Annotated in this window: 30 protein-coding genes and 1 tRNA gene; 13 read left to right on the top strand and 18 right to left on the bottom strand. The window is 68.3% G+C overall.

Annotation, left to right across the window (positions count from 1 at the left end):
* The first annotated feature begins 38 nt into the window (after window positions 1-38).
* On the top strand, window positions 39-950 hold the full coding sequence (locus tag AC07NI_RS01910; protein WP_494615498.1) for an Hsp33 family molecular chaperone: 912 nt from the start codon (window positions 39-41) through the stop codon (window positions 948-950).
* 45 nt (window positions 951-995) lie between these two features.
* On the opposite strand, the gene AC07NI_RS01915 is transcribed toward AC07NI_RS01910, so the two are convergent.
* From AC07NI_RS01915 to metZ, 3 genes are all read right to left on the bottom strand, one after another.
* A complete protein-coding gene (locus AC07NI_RS01915) occupies window positions 996-1,478 on the bottom strand; it encodes a hypothetical protein (RefSeq protein ID WP_494615500.1) in 483 nt (160 codons plus the stop codon).
* A 75-nt stretch (window positions 1,479-1,553) separates the two neighbouring features.
* Window positions 1,554-2,018, bottom strand: coding sequence for a Co2+/Mg2+ efflux facilitator ApaG/CorD (gene apaG, locus AC07NI_RS01920; RefSeq protein WP_494615502.1), 465 nt, complete (start codon window positions 2,016-2,018; stop codon window positions 1,554-1,556).
* Entirely contained in the window at window positions 1,999-3,183 is a 1,185-nt protein-coding gene (gene metZ / locus AC07NI_RS01925) for an O-succinylhomoserine sulfhydrylase (protein ID WP_494615504.1), read from the bottom strand. Before metZ ends, apaG begins: the two co-directional genes overlap by 20 nt.
* A gap of 187 nt (window positions 3,184-3,370) precedes the next feature.
* Between metZ and AC07NI_RS01930 the strand changes: the two genes are divergently transcribed.
* The 8 genes from AC07NI_RS01930 to AC07NI_RS01965 all read left to right on the top strand — a co-directional run bounded on the left by AC07NI_RS01930 (window position 3,371) and on the right by AC07NI_RS01965 (window position 8,887).
* Window positions 3,371-3,589 carry a hypothetical protein gene (locus AC07NI_RS01930; protein ID WP_494615509.1) on the top strand — a complete coding sequence of 73 codons (219 nt, stop codon included), beginning with the start codon at window positions 3,371-3,373 and terminating at the stop codon, window positions 3,587-3,589.
* 51 nt (window positions 3,590-3,640) lie between these two features.
* On the top strand, window positions 3,641-4,666 hold the full coding sequence (locus AC07NI_RS01935) for a 2'-deoxycytidine 5'-triphosphate deaminase (protein ID WP_494615511.1): 1,026 nt from the start codon (window positions 3,641-3,643) through the stop codon (window positions 4,664-4,666).
* A gap of 100 nt (window positions 4,667-4,766) precedes the next feature.
* Complete coding sequence (locus AC07NI_RS01940; RefSeq protein WP_494615513.1) at window positions 4,767-5,645, top strand: TraB/GumN family protein; 879 nt, start codon at window positions 4,767-4,769, stop codon at window positions 5,643-5,645.
* Between the two features lie 152 nt (window positions 5,646-5,797).
* Window positions 5,798-6,100 (top strand): hypothetical protein, encoded by a 303-nt coding sequence (locus AC07NI_RS01945; RefSeq protein ID WP_494615516.1) that lies wholly within the window; start codon window positions 5,798-5,800, stop codon window positions 6,098-6,100.
* 109 nt (window positions 6,101-6,209) lie between these two features.
* Window positions 6,210-6,797 (top strand): hypothetical protein, encoded by a 588-nt coding sequence (locus AC07NI_RS01950; RefSeq protein ID WP_494615518.1) that lies wholly within the window; start codon window positions 6,210-6,212, stop codon window positions 6,795-6,797.
* Window positions 6,794-6,988 carry a helix-turn-helix transcriptional regulator gene (locus AC07NI_RS01955; protein ID WP_395444243.1) on the top strand — a complete coding sequence of 65 codons (195 nt, stop codon included), beginning with the start codon at window positions 6,794-6,796 and terminating at the stop codon, window positions 6,986-6,988. The genes AC07NI_RS01950 and AC07NI_RS01955 overlap by 4 nt, the downstream gene beginning before the upstream one ends.
* A gap of 82 nt (window positions 6,989-7,070) precedes the next feature.
* Complete coding sequence (locus tag AC07NI_RS01960) at window positions 7,071-7,961, top strand: alpha/beta fold hydrolase (RefSeq protein ID WP_494615524.1); 891 nt, start codon at window positions 7,071-7,073, stop codon at window positions 7,959-7,961.
* Between the two features lie 47 nt (window positions 7,962-8,008).
* Window positions 8,009-8,887, top strand: a complete 879-nt coding sequence (locus AC07NI_RS01965) for a TraB/GumN family protein (protein WP_494615527.1) — start codon at window positions 8,009-8,011, stop codon at window positions 8,885-8,887.
* A gap of 15 nt (window positions 8,888-8,902) precedes the next feature.
* On the opposite strand, the gene AC07NI_RS01970 is transcribed toward AC07NI_RS01965, so the two are convergent.
* Window positions 8,903-8,977, bottom strand: a tRNA-Gly gene (locus AC07NI_RS01970).
* 230 nt (window positions 8,978-9,207) lie between these two features.
* Between AC07NI_RS01970 and AC07NI_RS01975 the strand changes: the two genes are divergently transcribed.
* Window positions 9,208-9,579, top strand: a complete 372-nt coding sequence (locus tag AC07NI_RS01975; RefSeq protein WP_494615530.1) for a winged helix-turn-helix domain-containing protein — start codon at window positions 9,208-9,210, stop codon at window positions 9,577-9,579.
* Between the two features lie 56 nt (window positions 9,580-9,635).
* Here AC07NI_RS01975 and AC07NI_RS01980 read toward each other — a convergent pair whose 3' ends face one another.
* The 8 genes from AC07NI_RS01980 to AC07NI_RS02015 form a co-directional block, all read right to left on the bottom strand.
* Window positions 9,636-10,472, bottom strand: a complete 837-nt coding sequence (locus AC07NI_RS01980; protein ID WP_494618211.1) for an alpha/beta fold hydrolase — start codon at window positions 10,470-10,472, stop codon at window positions 9,636-9,638.
* 339 nt (window positions 10,473-10,811) lie between these two features.
* Complete coding sequence (locus AC07NI_RS01985) at window positions 10,812-11,141, bottom strand: EF-hand domain-containing protein (protein ID WP_494615533.1); 330 nt, start codon at window positions 11,139-11,141, stop codon at window positions 10,812-10,814.
* A 135-nt stretch (window positions 11,142-11,276) separates the two neighbouring features.
* The gene (locus AC07NI_RS01990; protein WP_494615535.1) at window positions 11,277-11,675 is read right to left on the bottom strand and encodes a nuclear transport factor 2 family protein; all 399 of its coding nucleotides are present in this window, start codon (window positions 11,673-11,675) and stop codon (window positions 11,277-11,279) included.
* 87 nt (window positions 11,676-11,762) lie between these two features.
* Window positions 11,763-12,140 carry a biopolymer transporter ExbD gene (locus AC07NI_RS01995; protein ID WP_494615537.1) on the bottom strand — a complete coding sequence of 126 codons (378 nt, stop codon included), beginning with the start codon at window positions 12,138-12,140 and terminating at the stop codon, window positions 11,763-11,765.
* A gap of 3 nt (window positions 12,141-12,143) precedes the next feature.
* The gene (locus AC07NI_RS02000; RefSeq protein ID WP_494615542.1) at window positions 12,144-13,082 is read right to left on the bottom strand and encodes a prephenate/arogenate dehydrogenase family protein; all 939 of its coding nucleotides are present in this window, start codon (window positions 13,080-13,082) and stop codon (window positions 12,144-12,146) included.
* Window positions 13,083-14,192, bottom strand: coding sequence for a histidinol-phosphate transaminase (gene hisC, locus AC07NI_RS02005; protein WP_494615547.1), 1,110 nt, complete (start codon window positions 14,190-14,192; stop codon window positions 13,083-13,085).
* Between the two features lie 30 nt (window positions 14,193-14,222).
* Complete coding sequence (locus tag AC07NI_RS02010; RefSeq protein WP_494615549.1) at window positions 14,223-15,023, bottom strand: chorismate mutase; 801 nt, start codon at window positions 15,021-15,023, stop codon at window positions 14,223-14,225.
* A 104-nt stretch (window positions 15,024-15,127) separates the two neighbouring features.
* Window positions 15,128-16,150 carry a DUF2125 domain-containing protein gene (locus AC07NI_RS02015; protein ID WP_494615553.1) on the bottom strand — a complete coding sequence of 341 codons (1,023 nt, stop codon included), beginning with the start codon at window positions 16,148-16,150 and terminating at the stop codon, window positions 15,128-15,130.
* 29 nt (window positions 16,151-16,179) lie between these two features.
* Between AC07NI_RS02015 and AC07NI_RS02020 the strand changes: the two genes are divergently transcribed.
* Complete coding sequence (locus AC07NI_RS02020) at window positions 16,180-16,728, top strand: gamma-glutamylcyclotransferase (RefSeq protein ID WP_494615557.1); 549 nt, start codon at window positions 16,180-16,182, stop codon at window positions 16,726-16,728.
* On the opposite strand, the gene AC07NI_RS02025 is transcribed toward AC07NI_RS02020, so the two are convergent.
* The 4 genes from AC07NI_RS02025 to ftsE are packed head-to-tail and all read right to left on the bottom strand — an operon-like array spanning window position 16,725 to window position 19,637.
* A complete protein-coding gene (locus AC07NI_RS02025; protein ID WP_494615562.1) occupies window positions 16,725-17,429 on the bottom strand; it encodes a lysophospholipid acyltransferase family protein in 705 nt (234 codons plus the stop codon). The genes AC07NI_RS02020 and AC07NI_RS02025 overlap by 4 nt on opposite strands.
* Window positions 17,426-18,043: a YdcF family protein gene (locus AC07NI_RS02030; protein ID WP_494615564.1), complete on the bottom strand. Its 618-nt coding sequence runs from the start codon at window positions 18,041-18,043 to the stop codon at window positions 17,426-17,428. The genes AC07NI_RS02025 and AC07NI_RS02030 overlap by 4 nt, the downstream gene beginning before the upstream one ends.
* A complete protein-coding gene (locus tag AC07NI_RS02035) occupies window positions 18,040-18,933 on the bottom strand; it encodes a cell division protein FtsX (protein WP_494615567.1) in 894 nt (297 codons plus the stop codon). Before AC07NI_RS02035 ends, AC07NI_RS02030 begins: the two co-directional genes overlap by 4 nt.
* Window positions 18,930-19,637 carry a cell division ATP-binding protein FtsE gene (ftsE, locus tag AC07NI_RS02040; protein WP_494615571.1) on the bottom strand — a complete coding sequence of 236 codons (708 nt, stop codon included), beginning with the start codon at window positions 19,635-19,637 and terminating at the stop codon, window positions 18,930-18,932. The genes AC07NI_RS02035 and ftsE overlap by 4 nt, the downstream gene beginning before the upstream one ends.
* Window positions 19,638-19,695: 58 nt before the next feature.
* Here ftsE and AC07NI_RS02045 point away from each other — a divergent pair, with 58 nt between their 5' ends.
* Complete coding sequence (locus tag AC07NI_RS02045) at window positions 19,696-20,658, top strand: MJ0042-type zinc finger domain-containing protein (protein WP_494615575.1); 963 nt, start codon at window positions 19,696-19,698, stop codon at window positions 20,656-20,658.
* Entirely contained in the window at window positions 20,597-21,181 is a 585-nt protein-coding gene (locus AC07NI_RS02050) for a phosphoribosyltransferase (protein ID WP_494615580.1), read from the top strand. Before AC07NI_RS02045 ends, AC07NI_RS02050 begins: the two co-directional genes overlap by 62 nt.
* A 2-nt stretch (window positions 21,182-21,183) precedes the next feature.
* Here AC07NI_RS02050 and AC07NI_RS02055 read toward each other — a convergent pair whose 3' ends face one another.
* Together AC07NI_RS02055 and lysA are read right to left on the bottom strand one after the other, a co-directional pair.
* The gene (locus AC07NI_RS02055; RefSeq protein ID WP_494615584.1) at window positions 21,184-22,794 is read right to left on the bottom strand and encodes a methyl-accepting chemotaxis protein; all 1,611 of its coding nucleotides are present in this window, start codon (window positions 22,792-22,794) and stop codon (window positions 21,184-21,186) included.
* A gap of 98 nt (window positions 22,795-22,892) precedes the next feature.
* On the bottom strand, window positions 22,893-24,158 hold the full coding sequence (lysA, locus tag AC07NI_RS02060; RefSeq protein WP_494615587.1) for a diaminopimelate decarboxylase: 1,266 nt from the start codon (window positions 24,156-24,158) through the stop codon (window positions 22,893-22,895).

Here is a 24,158-nt window from a genome sequence, read left to right on the forward strand (position 1 = left end):
CTCGCAATTCTCCTGTGGCTCACCTATCTAGCCTCCCCATGACCGACATCGCTCCCAATCCCGGCGTCCTCGACGACGTCGTTTCCGCGTTTCAGATCGAAGGCCTGCCCGTGCGCGGCCGCATGGTCCGCCTCGGCGACGCCGTCGACGAGGTGCTGACCCGTCACGCCTATCCCGAGGCTGTCGCCAACCTGCTGGGCGAGGCGTGCGCGCTGGCCGCCCTGGTCGGCTCCAGCCTGAAGTTCGAGGGCCGCCTGATCGTCCAGGCCCAGGGCGACGGCCCGGTGCGCTATGTCGTGGTCGACTACGACACCAGCGGCGGCCTGCGCGGCTATTGCCGGTTCGATCCGGAAGAGGTCGCCAAGGTCTCGGAAGGCTTCACGCGTCCGGGCGCCAAGACCCTGCTGGGCGGCGGCGTGTTCATCATGACCCTGGACCAGGGCGCGGACATGGACCGCTATCAGGGCGTCACGCCGATCGAAGGCGAGACCCTGGCCCTGTGCGCCGAGCAGTACTTCGCCCAGTCGGAACAGACCCCGACCCGCGTGCGCCTGGCCGTCGGCCAGGTCGATACGGGCGAGGGCCCCAAGTGGCGCGCCGGCGGTATCCTGATCCAGGTCATCGCGGGCGACCAGGCGCGCGGCGACACCCAGGACGCCTGGACCCACGTCCAGGCCCTGTTCGAGACCACCGGCGAGGACGAGTTGATCGACCCGACCGTCACGACCCCGACCCTGCTGTGGCGGCTGTTCAACGAGGACGGCGTGCGTCTCCTCGAGGAGAAGCCGATGCGGGCCTTCTGCCGCTGCTCGGACGAGCGGATCGGCGTGGTGATGGACTCGTTCTCGGCCGAGGAAGTCGCCGACATGGTCGAGCCCGACGGCAAGATCCACGTGACCTGCGAGTACTGCTCGCGCGTCTACAAGCTGGACCCGCCGGCGGCGGCCTGATCACCCTGGAGCGGGCGGCGTCGCCGTCCGCTCGCCAGCCTTCGATCAGCTGTATTCGACCGTGAAGGAGCCGTCCGCGGCTTGGGTCACGGTCGCGGTGGTGTGTGGCCTGCCGGTGAAGTCGATGGCCGCGCTCTTACTGCTGACGGCGGAATAGTCGATCATCGAGCCCGCGACATAGAGGCCGTCGGAGACATAGAATTTCGTCACCGGGGTGATGTTGTAGACCGCGTTCGGCTGGGCATCGAACCTCGCCACGGGCGTGGCGATCCCGGGCGCGAACACCACCGGTTCGCCAATTTGCACCGAGGGGACGTCGGCGGCCACCAGGCTGTCCGTCGCGGGGGGGCGGTTGTCGTACACCACCGTGTCCCAGCCGCCGTCGGTGATGCTCTCGAAGGTCGCCCAGGCGTTGGTGTAGATCGGGTTGGCGCCCTCGTTCGGCGTCGGCTGGGCCGGGTCCATGAACGCGACGTAGCTCTTGTCCACCGACGACTGGTTGACGATCCTGATCGTATAGTTCGACATCGACCTCACTCCCCATGAGGCGCGAAGTAGACGCGAACGCCGATGTCTTCGCAACTCCTGGTGAGGCTAGCTTGGCTAGTTCAGCTTCGCCGCCGCGCCCGGCAGGTGCAGCGAGAACTCCGGGATCTCGACCTCGAACAGGTCGCCCTGGTCGGTGACCATCTGGTAGCTGCCCTTCATCGCGCCCGACGGCGTGGGCAGGGGGCAGTTGGAGACGTAGCGGAAGGCCTCGCGCGGCTTCAGTTCGGGCTGTTCGCCGACCACGCCGGAGCCCTCGACGTCATTGACGCGATTGAAGCCGTCGGTGATCGACCAGCGCCGCGAGATCAGGGTCACCGTCTCGCCGCCGTGGTTCTCGATCTCGACCGTATAGGACCAGAGATACAGGCCCTGGTCGGGCGAGGACTCCTCGGCCGCGTAGACCGGGAAGACGCGCACGACGATGTCACGGGTGCGGGCCTCATAGGCCGCGCCGTCCTGGCCGCGACGGCGGCGCATCCGCTGCATCGGCGGAGAGGTTTCACGCCTGATCGAGCGCACGGGTCACATCTCGCTGAAGGTCGGCCAGGGCTTCCAGGCCCACGGAAAGGCGCACGCCGCCCTCGGTCACGCCCAGGGACGGGCGCTGCTCCTCGGGCACCGAGCGGTGGGTGGTGGTCGGTGGGTGGGTCGCCATCGACTTGGCGTCGCCCAGATTGTTGGAGATGTCGACGATCTCCAGCGCGTTCAGGAACTTGAAGGCCGCCTCGCGCGAGCCCAGGTCCATGGCGATGACGGTGCCGCCGCCGCTCATCTGCGCCTTGGCGACGTTGTGGCCGGGGTGGTCGGAGCGGAACGGGTAGAGCACCCGCTGCACCTTCTTGTGCTCGGCGATGGTGTTGGATAGGGCGAACGCGCTGTCGGCCTGACGACGGACGCGCAGGTCCAGGGTCTCCAGACCCTTCAGCATCACCCAGGCGTTGAACGGCGACAGCGACGGGCCGGTGTGGCGCAGGCTGTCGCGGTAGAATTCCTCGTTGATCGCCTCGCTGGTCAGGATGGCCCCGCCCAGCACGCGGCCCTGGCCGTCGATGTGCTTGGTGGCCGAATAGACGACGACGTCAGCGCCTAGCTCCAGCGGCTGCTGGAAGATCGGGGTGGCGAAGACATTGTCGACGATGACCTTGGCGCCGACCGCGTGGGCCATCTCGGAGACGGCGCGGATGTCGGTGATCTCCAGGACCGGGTTCGAAGGCGTCTCGATCAGCACAGCCTTGGTGTTGGGACGGATCGCCGCTTCCCATTCTTTCAGGTCGGTGGCGTCGACGAAGGTGGTCTCGACGCCGAAGCGCGGCAGCCATTCGCTGACGATCCAACGGCACGAGCCGAACAGGGCGCGGCCGGCCACCACGTGGTCGCCGGCGCGGACCAGGCCCATCAGGGCGCTGTGGATCGAGGCCATGCCGGTGGCCTGGGCGCGGCACACCTCGGCGCCTTCCAGCAGGGCCAGGCGGTCCTCGAACATCTTCACGGTCGGGTTGTTGAACCGCGAATAGACGAAGCCCGGATCCTCGCCCGAGAAGCGGCGGTCGGCCGCCTCGGCGCTGTCATAGGTGAAGCCTTGCGTCAGGTAGAGCGCCTCGGCGGTTTCCATGAACTGCGAGCGCGCGATCCCCCCACGAATGAGCTTCGTCGCGACGTCCCAGTCTTTTGGATCCTCGGCCACCGGCTTCCTCACGCTTTACCTGAAAGGCCGGCATGAAAGGTATCGGAGGGGGGCGGGTCAAGCCGACAATCGCGTGGCGATACACCTATTCGTCCCATGCGCGATCTGTCGGGAACCAAACGCCCGTCGTTAACCTTAGGCGTCAGGCTCTTTGCTCAAGCTTCCGATCCGGATTTGGAGACCGTCCATGATGCTGACGCTCGTGTTCCGCGTTTTCGCCGCCATCCTCGCCATCTTCGGCGCGCTGAACATCCTGCTGCTGATCCTGTCGGATCGGGTGCTGTCGTTCCTGCCCGTCGAGTTCCACCCGATCAGCAGTCTGACGGAAGCCACGGCGCTGTTCGGCGTCGGGGCGGGCATCTATCTGCTGGCTGGCCACCAGGCCAAGAAGGCGCATCACCACTAAACCCTGCTTCCCCGCTTGCTTCAGGGCGGCGCTTTAGCGAGTGTCGCGCCGATGACCGACGCCCATGCCGCAGGGATTCTGCCCTGCCAGAATATCGAAGAGCTGATCGCCGAAGAGGCGATCACCTCGGCCACGCCCTTCGACACCGATCAGGTGCAGCCCGCCAGCCTGGACCTGCGGCTGGGCGCGCGCGCCTGGCGCGTCCGGGCCTCGTTCCTGCCGGGCCTGGCCCGCAAGGTGCCCGAGCGCCTGAAGGACGTGGCCATGCACGAGCTGGACCTGACCAAGGGCGCGGTGCTGGAGAAGGGCTGCGTCTATATCGCCGAGATCCAGGAGCGCCTGGCCCTGCCGATGACGGTGTCGGCGCGCGGTAACCCCAAGAGCTCGACCGGCCGAGTGGACGTCTTCGTGCGCCTGCTGACCGACCACAGCCGCGCCTTCGATGACGTGGACGCCGGTTACACGGGCCCGCTCTATATCGAGATCGCGCCGCAGACCTTCTCGGTGCTGGTCCGGGCCGGCACGCGCCTGAACCAGTTGCGCCTGAAGCGCGGCGAGCCGGCCAAGCTGGCCACCCGCAGCGTCGGCGTCGACCTGCTGTCCGAGAACGGCGTCGTCGGCTTCCGCGGCCGTCGCCACGCCGGCGTCGTCGACCTGGACCACGAGGACGGCCACGACCCGCGCGACTACTGGGAGCCGCTGGAAGCCCGCCACGGCGAGCTGCTGCTGGACCCGGGCGAGTTCTACATCCTGGCCTCCAAGGACGACATCGAGATCCCGGTGCTGGAAGCGGCCGAGATGACCCCGATCGACCCGTCGGTCGGCGAGTTCCGCGTCCACTATGCCGGCTTCTTCGACCCGGGCTTCGGCACCGAGGAAGCCTTGGCCCAGGGCTCCAAGGGCGTGCTGGAAGTGCGCAGCCACGAGACGCCGTTCCTGCTGGAGGACGGCCAGACCGTCGCCCGGCTGGTCTATGAACCGCTGACCGCGCGACCCAAGCGGCTGTACGGCGAGGGCGGCTCGCACTACCAGCGGCAGGGCCTGAAGTTGTCCAAGCATTTCAAAGCCTGGAGCTGACCGGGCGACTCTCTGAGTCGTTATGTCGCGGCCGTCGTTCACTAACGGCTTAACCACCCCGCGCTTACCTTGAGGTCCAGTACAGGTCGGGCCTTGATGGATGTTGCGTAGCGTAGTGAAGCGTCTGGCGTTCGGGGTGTTCGCGGCCGTGGCCTGCTTCGGCGCGGCCCAGGCGGCCCCGGCCATGTGGGAAGTCCGCGACAAGGACAGCGTCGTCTACCTGTTCGGTTCGATGCACGTGCTGGCGCCCAATGTGCGCTGGCGCACCCGAGCCTTCGATCACGCCTATGCCGCCGCCGACCGGGTGTGGTTCGAGACGCGGGCCGATGTCGGTCCCGACCGCATCAAGGCCCTGGTCGACCGCTACGGCGTCGATCCCGACCGCTCCCTGACCGAGAAGCTCTCGCCCACGGCCCTGGCCACACTGCGGCCGGTGCTGGATCGGGGCGGCGTGCCCTTGGAGCGCGTCGAGCGCCTGCGGCCCTGGGCGGCGGCGATGATGTTGTCGGTCGCGCCGATGACTCAGGCGGGCGGCAAGGTCGAGAGCGGCGTCGATGTCGCCACCACCCAGCGTGCCCGCACCGCCGAGAAGCCGATCGAGACCTTCGAGACGATCGAGCAGCAGCTGCGCATCTTCGCCGACCTGCCCGAACCGGTGGAGCTGGCCTATCTGGACGACGTCGCTCGCGAGCAGCTGTCGCCGCCGCGCGACGGCGTGGTGCTGGAGCGCGCCTGGCTGAAGGGCGACATGAACCGCCTGGGCTCGGCCCTGGTCGACCACATGAAGACCGAGCGCCCAGAGCTCTACCAGGCCCTGCTGCTGCGTCGGAACCTGGCCTGGGCCGACCGGCTGGATGCGGTCATGCGGCAAGGGCAGGGGACCGATCTGGTGGTCGTTGGAGCCCTGCACATGGCCGGGAACGAAGGCCTTCCGGCCCTGATGAAGGCGCGCGGTTATGCCGTGCGGAGGATCCAATGAGGCTGTCGCAGCTACGCCGCGCGGCAACGCGCCGCACTACATCTGGTGGACAGTCGGTGCGGTTACACAAATTCTAGCCCTCGTTCCCGTCCGGCGCGACTCACTGAGTCGGCAGCTCGACGGGGCCGGTGAAACTCTCCACGGAGGCCGTCTTGGCCCGCACTGCACATGATCCGTTCCTGATCCTGCAAGGCCGCGTCGAGGCCTGGGAGCGGTGCGCGCGTATCCCCGGCTGTGACAAGGCCGTCTGGCGCCAGGACGCCGAGGGCCGGGTGATCCGCTGGTCCGACTTTGGCGACCGCTTCTCGCGCTACGGCTGGGAAGTCGTCAGCCGCCCGCGCCCCGGCGTGCTGGGCCGCGCCCTGTCGGTCAAGCGCCTGGAGGCCACCCACTGGCGCGGCGTGACCCTAGACGCCGTCTCGTCCGACCCGTTCCAGGACCGCAAGGCGGCCTGATCCCCGAAGAAGCTTACGCCAAGCTCACTCTACAAAATGACAAAGGTGCTTGACACGATCGCGCTCTGATATGACAAGTCTGCTTGTCAAATAGAGAGGGGTGCTTGTCATGGACGCCGACGCGAAGCCCAAGTGGCCTAGGTATGTCCTGTTCTTCGCCGGCGCGGCGGCCCTGTCGGCCATCCCGTTCTGGCTGGCCTTCGCCCGTCCGTTCTCGGGGACGGCGATGCTGGTCGCCATGCTCGTCTGGTTCCTGGTCTACATGGCCTATGTCTATGTCGGCTCGTCGCGACTGAAGGCCGGCCAGATCGGACCCGTCATGAAGCGCTATCGCCGCCGCCTGGCCGTGGCGATGCTGGCCTATTTCGTGTTCCTGATCGGCTCGCTGACCTTGCTGCGCGACGGCCACCTCGCCGGGCCGTTGCTGTGGATCGTGGCCGCCGCGCCGGCCATCCCGATCCTGGGCGTGCTGGTCGTGATGGGTCTGTACCTCAAGGAAGAGCCCGACGAGTTCGAGCGCATGATCCATGTCGAGTCCATGCTGTGGGGTCTGGGCGCGGTCCTGGGGGTCTCCACCGTCTGGGGCTTCCTGGCCAATGCGCAGGTCGTGCCGAGTCCGCCGCTGTTCCTGGTCTTCCCGCTGTTCTGCCTGGCCTGGGGCTTCAGCCAGCCGCTGATCCGGAGGCGGTACCAATGAAGAACCGCCTGAAGGTCCTGCGCGCCGAGCGGGACTGGAGCCAGGCGGACCTCGCCGAGAAGCTCCAGGTCTCCCGCCAGACCATCAACGCCCTGGAGACGGGCAAGTACGATCCCAGCCTGCCGCTGGCCTTCAAGATCGCCCGCCTCTTCGAGCAACCGATCGAAGCGATCTTCCAAGACGAGGCCTAAGGGCCTCCCACCACCCGGACTTCAACCCAAAGCTCGGCGCGCCGCGCCGAACCCTTCCGCACGCCTGTGCCCAGGAGAAACCATGCGCAAGCCCACCGTCCGTTTCCGCTTCCTGGTGATGTTCATCGCCATCATGGCCGCCTGCGGCGTCTTCGGCGGCAACCACGCCCACGCCGCCGACCGCATCACGGTCACCGTCACCGGCAAGGGTCCCGACGTCGTCCTGATCCCCGGCCTGGCCTCGTCCGGCGCGGTCTGGGACGAGACCGTCAAGCAGCTGGCCCCGACCCACCGTGTCCACGTCGTCCAGGTCGCGGGCTTCGCCGGCGCGCCGGTCGCCGGCAACGCCGAAGGCCCGGTCGTCGAGCCGCTGGTCGAGGCGGTCGACGGCTACATCAAGGCCAACCACCTGAAGTCGCCGGCCGTGATCGGTCACTCGATGGGCGGCTTCACCGGCCTGATGCTGGCCCGCCGTCATCCCGAGGACGTCAGCCGCCTGCTGATCGTCGACAGCCTGCCGTTCTTCTCGGTGCTATTCTCGCCGACCGCCACCGCCGAGAGCATGAAGCCCCAAGCCGCCGCCCTGCGCGACGCCACGGTCGCCATGAGCGCCGACGCCTTCGTCAGCCAGCAGGCCATGACCATGCCGCGCTTCGTCAAGTCGCCGGAAGGCCAGAAGACCACCCTGGCCTGGTCGGCGGCCTCGTCGCAGTCGGTCGTGGCCCGCGCCATGTACGACCTGCTGACCACCGACGCCCGCGCCGAGCTGCCGGCGATCAAGACCCCGACCACGCTGCTCTATCCGTACGACCCTGCCATGGGGGCGCCGACGGCGATGATCGACAAGACCTATGCCGACGCCTACGCCACCCTGCCGGGCGTGACCCTCAAGCGCATCGACGACAGCCGCCACTTCATCATGCTGGACCAGCCCAAGGTCTTCGCCGACGCGGTCGAGAGCTTCTTGAAGTAGAGGACGACGCGGTCCAAGCATGGGGCCAACGCATCAGCGGGGGTCCCATGCTTCTCAATCTTCGTCGCCTGGCAGCGGGGCTGGCTTCGATCCTGGCTCTGGGCTTCGCCGGGTCCGCCCTGGCCGAGCCGGCGCTGTGGAAGATCCAAGACGCGGACTCCACCATCTACCTGTTCGGCACGATCCATGTGCTGAAACCCAGCACCGTCTGGCGCTCGCCCAAGATCGACAAGGCCCTGAAGGACAGCGGCGACCTGACCCTGGAGATCGTCGGCGCCGACGACCCGGCCGTGATGCAGCCGCTGGTGCTCAAATATGGCCTGGACCCCAACAGCCCGCTGTCGGGCAAGATCGACGCCGCCGCCTTCCAGAAGGCTTCGACCCTGGCCCAGGTCGGCGGCGTGCCGCCCGCGCTGCTGAACGCCATGCGGCCCTGGCTGGCGGCCGTGCAGCTGTCGCTGATCCCGGTGATCAAGGCTGGTTACGACCCCAAGAGCGGCGTCGAGCCGATCCTGGCCGGCGAGATCAAGGCCGCTGGCAAGCCGGAAGGCGCGTTCGAGACCCCCGAGCAGCAGATCCGCTTCTTCGCCGACCTGCCGATCAAGACCGAGACGGACTTCCTCAAATCGACCCTCGACGAGGCCGATGAAGGCGTCGGCAAGATCGACAAGATGGTCGCCGCCTGGGCCGCCGGTGACACCCGCGAGCTGGAGACCGAGTTCGTCACCGAGATGAAGGGGCAGTACCCCGAGCTCTACGACCTGCTGATCACCAAGCGGAACCAGGACTGGGCGCGGCAGCTGAAGACCAAGCTGGCCGGCAAGGGCGTCAGCTTCGTCGCCGTCGGCTCGGGCCACCTGGTAGGCCCCGACAGCGTCCAGGCGCAACTGGCCAAGCTGGGCGTCAAGGCCGAGCGGGTCGAGTAGGACTGGGGGAGACCTTGGAGCGGGCGGGGGGAATCGAACCCCCGACATTCAGCTTGGGAAGCTGACGTTCTACCTCTGAACTACGCCCGCCAAAGGGACGCTCCGTGTAGCCTGTGACGTGCGCCTACTCAAGCCGCCTTCGCGCGGTTCGGCGCCGCTTGTGCGGGCAGATGGGCGATGGTGGGCTGCAGCCAAGCTGACCAAATTGCGCCGCACAATTCGTCTCCCTATCCCGGATGTGAAGCAGGGGAGTCGATCGACGCGTGCCAGTTCTGTCGGAAAGCCCTCGGGAAGCCGAACCCCGCCCAGCTCCGCCTCGGATGGCGTTCGGCGAGGTGACGGTCGATGTCGAAAGCCTGGAGCCCAAGGTCCTCGACCTGCTGCTGACCCTGGCCGAGCGGCCGGGCCTGACCGCCTCGCGCGATCACCTGATCGAGACCGTGTGGGACCGGGACGTCGGCTCCAGCCTGGCGCTGGACCAGGCGGTGGTCGACCTGCGCCGGGCCCTGGGCGACGACGCCCGCGCGCCGCGCTTCATCGAGACGGTGCCTCACATCGGCTATCGCTGGATCTTCGCGCCGCCGCCGGAGCGTCCGTCGCCGCCGCGCTGGTCGCTGGGGTCGGCCTGGTCGGCCCTGGCGGTGGTCGTGGGCGGCCTGGGCCGCGAGCCGCGCAGCTTCACCGAGCGCTAGACGCGAAGAAAGCGGACGCCGCAGCGCCCGCCTTCCAAGGTTCAGTGCGAACCGGATCAGGCCTTGATGAAGGCCAGCAGGTCCGGGTTCACGATGTCCGGGTGGGTGGTGCACATGCCGTGCGGCAGGCCCGGATAGGTCTTCAGCGTGCCCTTCTTCAGCAGCTTGATGCCGATGCGGGCGCTGTCGTCGATCGGCACGATCTGGTCGTCCTCGCCGTGCATCAGGAACACCGGCACGTCGACCTTCTTCATGTCCTCGGTGAAGTCGGTCTCCGAGAAGGCCTTGATGCAGTCGTAGTGGGCCTTGGTCCCGCCCATCATGCCCTGGCGCCACCAGTTCTCGACCGTGGCTTGCGAGACCTTCGCGCCGGGGCGGTTGAAGCCATAGAACGGGCCCGCCGCCACATCGTGGAAGAACTGGGCGCGGTTGGCGATCTGGGCGGCGCGGAAGCCGTCGAACACCTCGATCGGCAGGCCGCCCGGATTGGCGGCGGTCTTCAGCATGATCGGCGGCACGGCGCCGATCAGCACGGCCTTGGCCACGCGGCCCGGCTTGGCGCGGGCTACGTAGTGGATCACTTCGCCACCGCCGGTCGAGTGGCCCACGTGGACGGCGTTCTTCAGGTCCAGGTGATCGGTCAGGGTCGCGACGTCGGCGGCGTAGGTGTCCATCTCGTTGCCGGTGTCGGTCTGGGTCGAGCGACCGTGGCCCCGACGGTCATGGGCGATGACGCGGAAGCCCTGGCCCAGGAAGTACATCATCTGGTTGTCCCAGTCGTCGGCGCTCAGCGGCCAGCCGTGGTGGAACACGATCGGCTGGGCGGTCTTGGGACCCCAGTCCTTGTAGAAGATCTGCGTGCCGTCCTTGGTGGTGACGAAACCGCTGCTCATGTTCGAAGCTCCTGGAGCGGCCATCGCGACGGCCGGGGTGGTGAGAGTGGGGAGGGCGGCGAGCGCGCTGAGAGCGATCCCGCCCGCCAGCACGTCGCGGCGCGAGGTTCGGATCGGTTCGTTGGCGTCCATGGTCTTGCCCCTCGGATGAAGCGGCTGCCTGAGCGGCGGCCGTCGTTCTGCGACACGGACATTGGCCCGGTGGGCGCGGTCGCGATTGGATGACCTGGACGCGGTTTGAATGTTCGTGAGGCTTGTCGCCAAAAGGGTGAAGGCCTGGAATGCAAAACGCCGCCCGGCGGACCGGGCGGCGTTCGAAAGCGTCTTTGGCGGGAGCGCCTAGTTGCCTTGCGGCGGCTGGCCTTCCGGCGGCGGACCGGGAGGCGGGCCGCCTTCCTGCGAACGGCGGGCGCGCATCTTCTCGAAGGCGGCCTTCAGTTCGTCCAGGGTGACCTTGCCGTCGTTATTGGCGTCGATCATGGCGAAGCGGTCGGCCGGACGGCCCGTGGCGTCCCATTCGGCCTTGTCGACCGCGCCGTCGCCATTGGCGTCCCAGCGCTTGAAGATGTCTTCCGGCGCCGGCATCTGGCGCGGAGCGTCCTGAGCCAGGGCGACGCCGCCGGCCAGGGTGGTGAGCGAAGCGAGCGCGACGATAAGCGTGCGGCGCATGGGTGGGTTTCCTTCCCCGATGAATGTCCCTGACCTTGGTGGATGGGCTCGTATTGTTGCCGTCTTATTGCGGGATTGGGGCGGGAAAAGGCGGGGCCGTCAGGCCATGAGGACCGGACGGCGCGCCGGGATCGCTCAGTGGGCGGCGTTCAGGATGCGCGCCGTATCCACGAATTCCTTGTAGTCGATGACCTTGCCGTCCCGGAATGTGAAGACGTGGGCCCAGTCGACTTCGACGGCCTTTCCAGTGGCCCGCATCACGCCGTCGGTCTTGCCCAAGACCACGACCGTGTCGCCCTCGACCACGAACTGGTAGGGCTTGATCGACGTGATGTTGAGCGTCTCGCCGAGCTTGGCGAGATAGTCCCGGGCGCCATCTTGTCCCGTGTATTCGCCGAATGGTGCGAACGAGCTGGGCTCGCCCATCACCTTCCAGCTGACGCTCTGATCCAGAAGCTCTGCGACGGCCTCCACGTCGCCACGGGCGACATCCGAATACGCTTGTTGAAGGGTCGTTACATTGACGCTGTCCATGCTCACCTCCTCAAGTTGTCGACCTGAAGAGGGTCCGCCTGTACGGCGCTGAATGCAAGTCTGGCGCGAGAAGTTTGCAAAGACCCGTCAGGGGGCATCAGGGCCGTGGATGTCTTCGTTGATCAGACCGACCTTTATCCAGCCGCTATCCTTGAGGCGGTTCAGGACGGCCATGAAGGTGTCGTATCTGACGCCCTGACCCGCGTGCATCATGATCCGCTGCTCCGCCGGGCTTGCGGCGTGCGAATGGGCGGCGACGTCACGCGGAAGCGTCTCGAGATTGGAGGGGGCGCCATCCACGGTCAGCTGCCCGGTGTCGCTGATCTGGATGTGGACTGGCGGAGCAGGGACGGGTTCAGCGGGCGGCAACTCGATGCGGATCGAAACGATGCTCAGGCGCAGCGCCAGGACGATCACCGCGAGACCGATCAGGACGCCGATCGCGATCTTCGTCCGCCGTTTCATCGCCTAGTGCTTCCCGCGATCGCGTCCGAAGTTCGGTTCGGCGCTCTCCTGGCCCGCCGCCACGATCCCACGGCGGATCGCCCGCGTCCGCGTGAAATGCGCGTGAAGGGTGTCGGCGTCGCCCCAGCGGATCGCGCGGCTCATGGCCTGGAGGTCCTCGGTGAAGCGGCCCAGCATCTCCAGCACCGCGTCCTTGTTGGCCACGAAGATGTCACGCCACATGGTCGGGTCGCTGGCGGCGATGCGGGTGAAGTCGCGGAAGCCCGAGGCCGAGTACTTGATGACCTCGTTCTCGGTGACGTTCTCCAGGTCGGCCGCGCTGCCGACGATCGTATAAGCGATCAGGTGGGGCAGGTGGGAGACGACGGCCAGGACGAGGTCGTGGTGCTTCTCCTCCATCAGCTCGACCTGGGCCCCGAAGGCGCGCCAGAAGGCTGACAGCTTGGCGACGGCGGCGGCGTAGTGCTCGTCGTCGCTCTCGAAGGGGGTCAGGATCGTCCAGCGGTTCTCGAACAGCTCGGCGAAGCCGGAGTCGGGCCCCGACTGCTCGGTGCCGGCGATCGGGTGGCCGGGGATGGCGAAGATCTTCGACAGGTCCTGGGCGCGGAAGGCCTCGGCGACATTGGCCTTGGTCGAGCCGACGTCGGTCAGGGTCGCGCCGGCCTTCATGGCCGGGATGACGACGGCGGCCAGTTCCGGGATCGACAGCACCGGGGTGGCGATGACGACGAGATCGGCGTCCTTGACGGCCTCGGCGATATCGCCGGTGACGTGCTCGGCGATGCCCAGTTCGACGACGCGGGCGCGGTTGGCCTCGCTGGCGTCGGCCACGGTGACCTCGCCGACGACGCCGTGCTCACGCGCCGCGCGGATCACCGAACCGCCGATCAGGCCGCAGCCGATGACGGTGAGCTTGGGGTAGAGGAGACCGGGAGCCGACATCTAGCGACCCATGAACTCGGAGAGCAGGTCCACGACAGCGCGGTTCTGCTCTTCCAGGCCGATGGTGATCCGGATCGCGTCGGGCAGATTGTAGTTGCCGACGGCGCGGACCAGATAGCCCTTCGACGCCAGGAACGCCTCGGCCTCCTTGGCGGTCTTGCCCGGCGTGGTCGGGAAGCTCGCCAATACAAAATTGGCCGCCGACGGTGTCACTTCCAGCCCCAGGCCGCCCAGCTGCTGGGCCAGCCACGGACGCCATTGCTCGACCAGGGCCAGCGAGCGGGCCTGGAAGTCGTCGTCGAACAGGGCCGCGACGGCGGCTTCCTGGCCGGGGATCGAGGTGTTGAACGGCGGGCGGATACGCTCCAGCGGCTCGATGATGTGCTCGGGCGCATAGCCCCAGCCGACCCGCAGGGCGGCCAGGCCGTGGAGCTTGGAGAAGGTGCGGGTGACGATCACGTTCTCGGCGGTGCGGGCCAGGTCCAGGCCGTCCTCGAAGCGCGGGTCGCTGCAGAATTCGGAATAGGCGCCGTCCAGCACCAGGATCACCGACGGCGGCAGGGCCGCGTGGAGGGCGCGGATCTCCTCGCCCGTCAGCCAGGTGCCGGTCGGGTTGGCGGGGTTGGCGATGAAGACCAGACGCGTGCGCTCGTCGACGCATTTCACCGTCTCGTCGATGTCGATGCGGTGGTTGATCTCCTTGGCCATGCGGACCTCGGCCTGGCAGGCGCGGGCCCCGATGGCGTAGGCGGCGAAGCCGTGCTCGCCCTGGACGATGTTGTCGCCGGGCTCCAGATAGACTTGGCACAGCAGGGCGAAGATCTCGTCACTGCCGTCGCCGAAGGTCAGGCGCTCGGGCTCCAGCTTGAAGCGCTCGGCCACGGCGGCGCGCAGGATGCCGGCCTTGCCGTCCGGATAGATGTGCATCCGGTCGACGGCGTTGCGATAGGCCTCCTTGGCCTTGTCGCTGCTGCCCAGGATGTTCTCGTTGCTCGACAGCTTCACCGGATGGGCGATGCCTTCGACCTTCGACTTGCCGCCGACATAGGCGTGGATGTCCATGATCCCGGGCTTGGGGACAGGACGGGGCGCGGCGAAGCGATCGGTCATCGGAATACTCAGTCTAGAGACGGGGGTCTCTTACACGTCGAACTGTTCGGGCGCAGCCCCGATGACGCCCGTAAGTTGGCCGGGCGCGCGGGCCAGGCGCTCGTCATCGGCCTGGAAGAAGCCCGACAGCGAGAACAGTTTCAGGCCCCCGGCGTCGGCGACCTGTTCGGCGGCGACGCCGTCCAGGCTGAGGGCGTCGATGATGGCGGACGTGCTCTTGGCCGAGTCGGTGACCCAGAAGGTCTGGTCGTGGCCGGTGGGCTCAACCTCGACTTCGGCCACGGCCAGCGCGGCTTGAGGACCCCAAGTGGCCAGGCAGGGCAGGGCGGCGAACACCTTCAACTTCGGCTCGGCCAGCAGGCGGCCCCACCAGGGCGTCTCGGCGGCCAGCGGCAGGACGGCGACGCCCCACGGGGCGCGAGCGACGGCCAGGGCGTCCTGGGCGGTGGGGACGATCGACAGGCGCGGGGCAGAGCCGAAGCGCAGGCGAGTCAGCTCGACCGCACGAGCCGGCTCGCGGCCGCCGAACACGGCCAGTTGATAGGGACCCTGGCGCGCCAGGTTGTCGGCCATGATCTCGCGCCAGATGCGGATGACCAGGGCGTTGGAGGCGCCGGTGCGGGGGCTCTCCAGCAGCTTGCGGACGATCTGGGCCTCGCGGCCGGGACGCAGGCCAAAGCCGGTATCGCCCGAGGCGCGCTTGGCGGCCGCGACGGCGCCGGCCAGGCCCGCGCGCTCGTCGAGCAGCTTCAGCAGTTCACCGTCGATGGCGTCCAGTCGCCATCGGACCTCTTCGAGAGACGGTGTGGCGTCCGTCGCGTCGCTGCCCATGTTCTTCCCCGAAATTGGAGGCCGGACCATAGTCTTTGCCGCCGAACACGCAATACCCGACCCCTTCGGGGAAGAAAATTGCGCGCTCGACGATCAGCGATCGGTCAGTACACCTTCGGCGCCGGCCCCGTATCGATCACGCCGAGGTAGCTGCGGCCGTTGGCGAACTTCAGGTCGGCTTCGATCACCGGCTCCTGGCCGGCGGCCTGCGCCATGGCGGACAGGGCCTGTTCCGGGGTCTTGATCGGCTGGGAGAGATCGGCCCGTTCCTTGAGCGCCACGCTCAGCGAACCGGTGACCGCGCCGTTGGCGTCAACCGACAGCACGCCCGACTTGGCCTTGCCCTCGGCGTCGCCGGCCAGCAGCTGGCTCTGCTGCACACTGATCTGGCCGCCGGCCTCGCTCCAGCGCTTGACGGCGGCTTCCCAATTGCGGCCGCGCAGGTACGAGACGTGCGACAGGCGGGTCTCCAGGATCATCGAGGCGGTCTTGTCCTGTGCGATGCGGCCCAGCAGGCCCGTGAAGGCGGTCTTGGCGCCGTCGGCCTTGAAGAAGATCGCGCCCTGGTCGTCGGGACCCGAGCGCGTGTGCAGCTGCATCTTGTCGGCCGAGATCAGCTGGAAGGGCTTGGTCCCCGGAGCGGGGGTGAAGGTCAGCTTGGCGCCCTCCACCGAGACGCGCGGCGGATATTCGGCCACGTGCGAGATGCTGGCGCGCAGGGCCTGGCCGGTGATGGTCACGTCGCCGGCCTCGGGACGGGTCAACACGACGCCTTCCGGCGCGACGAGCACCCAGTGGGTCAGGTCGTAGATCTCGGCCTCGCCCTTCAGGGTCGGGGTGCGGACGGCCCAGCCGGTCGGCTCGGCCATGCGGGCGTTGGTCAGGTCGACATTCATCCGGAACGGGAAGCCGTGGAACCGGCGGGCGCTCCACGACAGGTCATAGCCGCGCGACTTCAGGTCGGCCGACTGGGCGTCCATCCGCTGCTCGGCCTGACCGCGCAGCCAGAACCAGCCATAGCTCCAACCGCCCGCAATGACGGCGGCGAGGACAAAAGGCGTGAACAGACGACTGCGCCGAGCCTTTTGGGGGGCTTTGCGGGACGGGGCGGCGTCGTTATGGGTCATGTATTGGGCGCGTCCAGTCGGGATCGGGAATGGGTTTGGCAGGCGACAGCGAAGATCGCTGGGTGTTCGGATACGGATCGCTCATGTGGCGGCCCGGGTTCCCGTTCATAGACCGAAGAACGGCCGTGCTCCACGGGCGGCGGCGGGCCTTCTGCATCTATTCCGTCCACCATCGCGGCACCTACGAGCGACCGGGCCTGGTGCTGGGCCTGGCCCCCGGCGGCGCGGTGCGCGGCATGGCCTACCGGGTGGCGGCCAGCGAGTGGGAAGAGGTCTACGCCTATCTGCGCGAACGCGAGCAGCCGACCGAGACCTATTTCGAGACCTGGCGCGATGTGAAGATCGACGGCGGGGAGAAGACGCCGGCCCTGGTTTTCCTGTCGGACATGAAGCACGCCCAGTGGGCCGGGGCCCTGACCCTGGAGCAGCAGGCGGAACTGATCGCCGGCGCCAAGGGCCTGTCGGGCCGCAACATCGACTACCTCTCCGACCTCGTTCTGCACCTGCGCGAGGACGGCGTGCGGGACGTGGCGATGGAGAAGCTCTTGAAGATGGTCGAGGCGATCGAGCCGGCTTAGACGCCGCTGTCTTCCAGCGCCTTGGTCGCGGTGTCGATCCGGGTCTGCAGCTCGCGCATGAACTCGCCGCGCTTCAGGCCGGCGGGGATGGGCTCGAGGTAGTCGAAGACGATCGTGCCAGGTTTGATCACGAAGCCTTTGTTCCAGTGGCTGCCGCAGTTGAGGGCCAGCGGCGTGACGGGCATGTTCAGCTCGCGATAGAGCGCGGCGATGCCCGGCTTGTACTCGCCGGGCTGGCCGGGGAGGCCGCGCGTGCCTTCCGGGAAGATCACGATCTGGCGCGTCTCCTTCATGCGTTCGACGGCGTCGCGGACCAGCTTCTTCAGCGCGGTCGAGTGGCCGCCGCGATCGACGACCAGCATGCCAGCCTTCAGGCCGTGCCAGCCGAACAGCGGCACCATCAAGAGTTCCTTCTTCATCACGAAGCAGGCGTCGGGCAGCAGGGCGAACTGGCTGAAGACGTCGAACATCGACTGATGCTTGGGCGCGACCAGGGCGTTGCCGGTCGGGCGTTGGCCGCGCACCTCGACCTTGACGTCGGCCAGCCAGCGCAGACCCCAGATCAGGCCCTTGGCCCAGGTCGTCAGCGACCAGGTGTTGACGCGGCGGGGCAGGGGATAGGTGGCGATCATCAGGACCGCCGTCCCGATCGACCACAGCCAGAAGAACAGCTGGAACAGGAACGAACGCAGATAGATCAAGACGCTTCCTTCGCCGCCGGAGCGGCCTTCTCTTTCGGCCCTAGCCCCAGGAACGCTTCGCGGCCCAGGATCGCCAGGTACTTGCAGTATTCCACGATCATCCGCCGGGCGCTGATGCTGGTTCGCCACCAGCGATGGGCGTTGAGGTCGGTCTTGACCGGATAGGCGTAGAGCTCGACGTGCGGCATGGCCGCCCGCAGCTCCAGCATCGAGCGCGGCATGTGGTAGTCGGCGGTGACGACAATAAGGCTCTTATAGCCCTTGGACTTGGCCCACTCGGCCGTCTCGCGGGCGTTGCCGACGGTGTTGGCGGCCGCGAAGCCGAGGTCGACGCAGCAGTCATAGATCGGCTTGACAGCCTTGGTGACCGTCTGGACGTCGGCGCGGGTGGCCTCGCGGTTGACGCCGGAGATCAGCAGGCGCTGACCCTTGCCTTCTTCCAGCAGCTTGGTGGCCGCCTCCAGGCGCAGGGTCGAGGCGCCGGTCAGGGCCACGACGCCGTCGGCGACCGGCGGCTCCTTGGCGGGCGTCGACTGGTCCACCCGGCCGGTGAAGGCCAGCAGGCCCAGGCCCCAGATCATCATCGCGATCAGCAGCGCGGCTAAGGTCTTCACGGCATCTCCCCCACGATCCGCGACGCCGCCAGACGGGCCGACAGCCCGGCGATCAAGGCCGCGACCACCGGAGCGGGCAGGGCGGCGACCAGATCGATCCAGGCTAGCGGCAGAACCGGCGCAACCCCCGCGCCGCCGGCGAAATAGCGTGCAACGGCGCCGATGATGGCCGCGCCCGCGCCGCCCAGCAAGCCCGCCAGCGCGCCCATGGTCGCGAAGCGGTTCTGGAACAGGCCGGTGATGAAGCCCTGCTCGGCGCCGGAGAAGTGCAGCACCTCGATCACGTCACGGCGCGCGGCCAGGCCCGCGCGGGTGGCGAAGGCGATGACGGCGGCGGTGGCGGCGGCGATCAAAGCAAAGACGGCCAGGGCCGCCAGGCGGGCCATGTCGGCGGCGCGCTCGATGTCGGCGATCCAGCGGCTGTGGTCGTCGACCGTGGCGTCGATGCCGGCCGAGCGCAGGGCCTTGTCCAGCACCTGGGCGGTCGGCGGAGCCTTGGGGTCGAGGTCCAGGGTGACGAGGCGCGGCGTGGGCAGGTCGTCGACCAGGGCTTCCTGGCCGATCCACGGGGCCAGCAAGGCCTCGGCCTTCTCGCGCGGCAGGGCCTGGGCCTCGGCCACGCCCTTGATCCCGGCCAGGGTCTCGGCGGCGCGGGCGGCGGCGCTGTCGGGCGTCTCGTTGGCGCGGGCCCGGACCACAACGGTGGCCGAGTTGACCAGCTGGGCGGTCCAGCCGTGGGCGGCGCGGTTGGAGGCCAGGGCGGCGAAGGCGGTCAGGCAGGCCAGGAAGCACAGCACCGCGACCACGAAGACCAGCGCCCCATCGCGGGCGTCGTTCGGCGGGAGCAGCGGGCCGGGCTTCCAGCGGGCGACCTGGAAGAACTCGCTCATGGGCGACCTCCCACATCCACGAGGCGGCCCTGGTCCAGGTGCAGGGTCGGCCGCGCGGCGCGGGCCACCAGGTCCTCGTCGTGGGTGGCGATCAGCACCGTGGTGCCCAGGCGATTGAGCTCCACGAACAGGCGCAGCAGGCGCAGCGACATGGCCGGATCGACATTGCCGGTCGGCTCGTCGGCCAGCAGCACGTCGGGACGGTCCACGACGGCGCGGGCGATGGCCAGGCGCTGCTTCTCGCCGCCGGACAGGGTGGCGGGCAGCGCATGCATGCGTTCGCCCAGGCCGACCCAGCTCAGCAGCTCGGCGACGTCCTCGCGATAGGTGGCGGGCTTGCGCTTGAGGATGCGCAGGGGCAGGGCGGCGTTGTCGAACACCGAGAGGTGCTCCAGCAGCCGGAATTCCTGGAACACCACCCCGATCCGGCGGCGCAGGAACGGCAGGTCCGAGGTGTGGGTGAGGCTGACATCACGCCCGAAAAGCTCGACGCGACCCCGTGACGCACGGTGCGCCAGATAGATCAGCTTGAGCAGGGAACTCTTGCCCGCGCCCGACGCACCGGTCAGGAAATGGAACGAGCCTGGGGCCAGGGAAAAGCTGATATCCCTTAGGGTTTCCGGCGCGCGGCCGTAACGCATCGAGACGCCATCGAACCGGACCACCGGAAGGGCGTCATCGCCCTGTTCTGTGTCGATCCGCAAGGCGCGTCACTTGGGTTTCTGGACATCAGGGTTAAAATCAGCGACCCCCTTTAGGTGTGTGGGGAGCGTTCGATTCGCGGCCATGATACTGACCTGTCCGGAGTGCGCCAGCCGCTATTTCGTCGACGACTCCAAGGTCGGCGCGACGGGTCGCGTCGTGCGTTGCGCCTCCTGCGGTCACCGCTGGAACGCGCGCAACGAAGCCGCCGTCGACGACCTGTTCGACGAGCCTGAAACCCCGACCCTGGCCAGCCAGATCGAGAGCATCGAGCAGGTCTCCGAAACCACGGACGCCAGCGCCGACGCCGAAGAGCCGCCCGTCAGCGCCCTGCCGGGCGAGGAGCTGCCCAAGGTCTTCCGCGCCCGGGCCGACGCCGAGCGTCGCCTGCGCGAAGCCACCGCCACCGGCGTCATCTGGGCCGGCATGGCCGCCGCCATGGCGGTGGTCGTGGTCGCCGCCCTGATCTTCCGCATCGACGTGGTCAAGATCCTGCCGGGCTCGGCCGGGGCCTATGCCGCCGTCGGCCTGCCGGTGAACACCATCGGCCTCGTCATCGACCGCGACAGCATCAAGGCCCAGCCGATCATGCTGGAAGGCCACGCGGCCGTGACCGTCACCGGCACGATCCGCAACATCACCGAGCACGACGTGCTGGCCCCGCCGCTGCGGGTGGAGCTGCTGAACAAGCAGGAGAAGCGCGTGGCCGGCCAGCTGGCCGCGGCCGCCGACGCCAAGATCCCGCCGGGCCAGGTGCGCCACTTCTCGATCACCTTCATGAACCCGCCGCGCACGGCCAAGGACCTGCAGATCGGATTCGCCACCGAGGCCGGCGCCGCCAAGGCGGTGAAAGCTGCCCTGAAGAAGCCCGAAGGCCACGGCGAAGAGCCGCAATTGGACCTGCGCGGCGCACAGGACGCCCCCGCTGAGCACGAAGCGGCTGGACAGGAACCCTCGGGACATGAGAGCGGGGAGGCAACGCCTCCTCCCGCAGACTCTCACGAATCCGAACATCATGAATGACATCACCAAGCCCGAAGTCCTGATCTCGGAAGCCGAGATCGCCGAACGGGTTCAGAAGCTGGCCGAAGCCATCGCGCCGCGCATCGACAACGACACCGTCGTGGTCTGCCTGCTGACCGGCGGCCTGTGGTTCGCCGCCGATCTGACCCGCGCCCTCTACAAGGCCGGCCGCGACGTGCGGTTCGACGCCCTGTGGCTGGCCTCCTATCACGACGAGCGCAAGAGCACGGGCCGCTGCGAGGTCCGCGCCGACCTGCAACGCCCGCTGATCGGCCGCCGCGCCCTGGTCGTCGACGACGTCTTCGACACCGGCCTGTCGCTCTCGGAAGCCGCCCGCCTGGTTAAGGACGCCGGCGCCAGCGAAGTGCTGACCGCCGTCTTCGCCCGCAAGCCCTGGCCCAAGGATCGCGGCATGGAGCCCGACTTCGTCGCCTGGGAAGCGCCCGCGCGCTACCTGGTCGGCTATGGCCTCGACGACGAGGGCAAGAGCCGCGGCCTGCCCTATATCGGCGCGATGGACTGATTTCAGGCCGCCCGCTGCGCTTCGGCGTGGCGGGCCTGGCCGATCTCGAACAGGCCGACGCGATCGGCCAGTTCCTGCGATTCCGAGCTCAGAGCGTGAGCGGCGGCGGTGGTCTCCTCGACCATGGCCGCGTTCTGCTGCACCACCTGATCCAGCTGACCCATCGTGACATTGACCTCGCCCAGGCCCGTGGCCTGTTCGCGGGCCGAGGCGGCGATGGTCTTCACCTGGGTGTCGATTTCGGCCACGCGGGCGACGATGCGCGCCAGGGCCTCGCGGGTGCGGGCGACGCGCTCCACGCCGGCGGCGACCTGGTCGCCCGAGACGTTGATCAGCATCTTGATCTCGCGGGCCGCGTCAGCCGAGCGCTGGGCCAGGGCCCGCACTTCTTGAGCGACGACGGCGAAGCCGCGACCGGCCTCGCCCGCCCGAGCGGCCTCGACCCCTGCGTTCAGGGCCAGCAGGTTGGTCTGGAAGGCGATCTCGTCGATGACGCCGATGATCTTGCCGATCTGGCCGGACGAGGTCTCGATCTGGGTCATGGCCTCGACGGCCTCGATGACCACCGGATCGGAGCGCTCGGCCTCCTCGCGGGCGTGGTGGGCCGCGGCATTGGCCTGGTTGGCGCTGTCGGCGGTGCTCTGCACCGTGGCGGTGATCCCGTCCAGGGTGGCGGCGATCTGGACGAGGCTGGCGGCCTGGTGCTCGGTGCGGCGGGCCAGCTCGTCCGAGGCGCGCGACATGTCGGCGACCCCAGCGGTCATGGTCGAGGCGTTGCCGGAAATCTCACGCATGGCGGCCTGGAGCTTGCCAAGGGCGTCGTTGAAGTCCTCGCGCAGGCCCTCGTAGCGGATGGCGAAGGGCTCCTCCAGACGCCAGGTCAGGTTGCCGCGCGACAGGTGGGCCAGGGCCTCGGCCAGTTGTTCGACGACCTGGGTCTGTTCGGCTTCCAGGGCGGCCTTCATACGAGCCTGTTCGGCATTGGCGCTGTCGCGGGCGGTGCGCTGGGCCTCGGCTTCGGCGTTGGCGGCGTCCGCTCGCGTGGCGGCGTCCAGGGCTCGGTCGGTGCGGGCGGTGACGGTGACGAACAGGCGCGAGACGCTGGCGGTCAGCCAGACCAGCGACCAGGCCGTCACCAGGGTGACGCCGGCGTTGGCGGCCAGGCGCAGGGCGGTGACCTCGCCGGTCATCATCAGCTGCGGCGCAAGCGTGCCGAGCGCGACGTCGATGGCCACGACGGTTCCAGCCCCGACCGCGACGGCCCGCCAGTCGCCATAGGCCACCAGCAGGGCCAGCGCCGCCAGATAGGCCATGCGGGCCTCGGCCTGCAGCGGGTGGCCCGAGAAGGCGGCGATGAACAGGCTGACCTGGCCCATCAGGGTCACGGCGGTGGAGATGCGCTGGGCGGCGTTGTCGCGCCAGATGGCGAAACCGCCCCAGGCCAGGGCGGCCAGCAGCAGCGATCCGCCGGCCAGCTTGAGGGCTGAGGAATGGCCGGCGAACAGGCTGACGGCCGGGGTGATCAGCGCTAGCGCGGCAATGCAGGCCAGGACCAGATGGCCGCCGACCTTGCGCTGCGCTTCGATGCTGTCGAATTCAATGAGGTTGCCCACCGCCGAGCTCCACTGTTCCCGAGACTGGGCCAGCAGATGCGGCGGTGGAGGTTAATCCCCTATAACTGTAGGGTCTTTCGAGGCTTCCGTACGACTACCTAGACCCAGTCCGGGACCAGGTCCCGGGCCAGGATCTCGTCATAGGTTGGCCGCTTGCGGATCACCGCGTAGCGGTCGCCATCGACCAGGACCTCGGGGACCAGCGGGCGGGTGTTGTACTCGCTGGCCATGGCCGAGCCGTAGGCGCCGGCCGACATGAAGGCCACCAGATCACCGGCCGAGAACGGCGGCAGTGCGCGATCGCGGGTGAAGGTGTCGCCGGTCTCACAGACGGGACCGACCACGTCATAGACGGTCTCGCCGGCGCGCTTGATCACTGGGCGGATGTCGTGGAAGGCGTCGTACATGGCCGGACGGACCAGGTCGTTCATGGCCGCGTCGATGACCAGGAACTTGCGGCCTTCCGGGCGCTCGTGGACGTGCATCACTTCGGAGACCATCACGCCGGCGTTGGCGGCGATGACCCGGCCCGGTTCGAAGGCCAACTTCACGGGCAGGCCCTTGGTGACCTCGCCGACCATCGCGCCGAACTCGGTGGGCGAGGGCGGTTCGGGGTGGTTGAAATAGGGCACGCCCAGGCCGCCGCCCAGGTCCAGGCGCTCGACCGACAGGCCTTCGCCCAGCAGTTGCTCGACCAGGCCCCGCATCTTGGTGAAGGCCGCGCGCATGGGCGCAAGGTCGGTGATCTGGCTGCCGATGTGGCAGGCCACGCCGACGGGCTCGAGATTGGCGTTGTTGCTGGCGTTGGCGTAGAGGCGCGCGGCCTCGGCGAACGAGACGCCGAACTTGTTCTCGGACTTGCCGGTGGCGATCTTGGCGTGACCGCCGGCCGCGACGTCCGGATTGACCCGGAAAGCGACTTTCGCGCGGACGCCCAGCTCGCCGGCCACCTGAGCGATCAGGTTCAGCTCCGGCTCGGACTCGACATTGATCTCGGCGACACCGGCCTTGAGGGCAAACTCGATCTCGCGGCGGGCCTTGCCGACGCCGGAGAAGACGATGCGTTCGGGCGGGATGCCGGCGGCCAGGGCGCGACGGACCTCGCCTTCCGAGACCGTGTCGGCCCCAGCGCCCAGGTCGCCCAGCACCTTCAGCACCGCAACGTTGGAATTGGCCTTCACGGCGTAGGCGACCAGCGGGTCGACCACGCCGCCGGCCACCAGGGCGTCGCGGAACACGGTGAAGTGCCGCTCCAGCGTGGCGCGGCTGTAGACATAGACGGGCGTGCCGACCTCGGCCGCGATCTTGGCCAGGGGCACGCCTTCGCAGGCCAGGCCCTCGGGGCCGTATTCGAAGTGGTTCAA

The organism is Caulobacter sp. GW821-FHT10E02 (assembly GCF_059415225.1).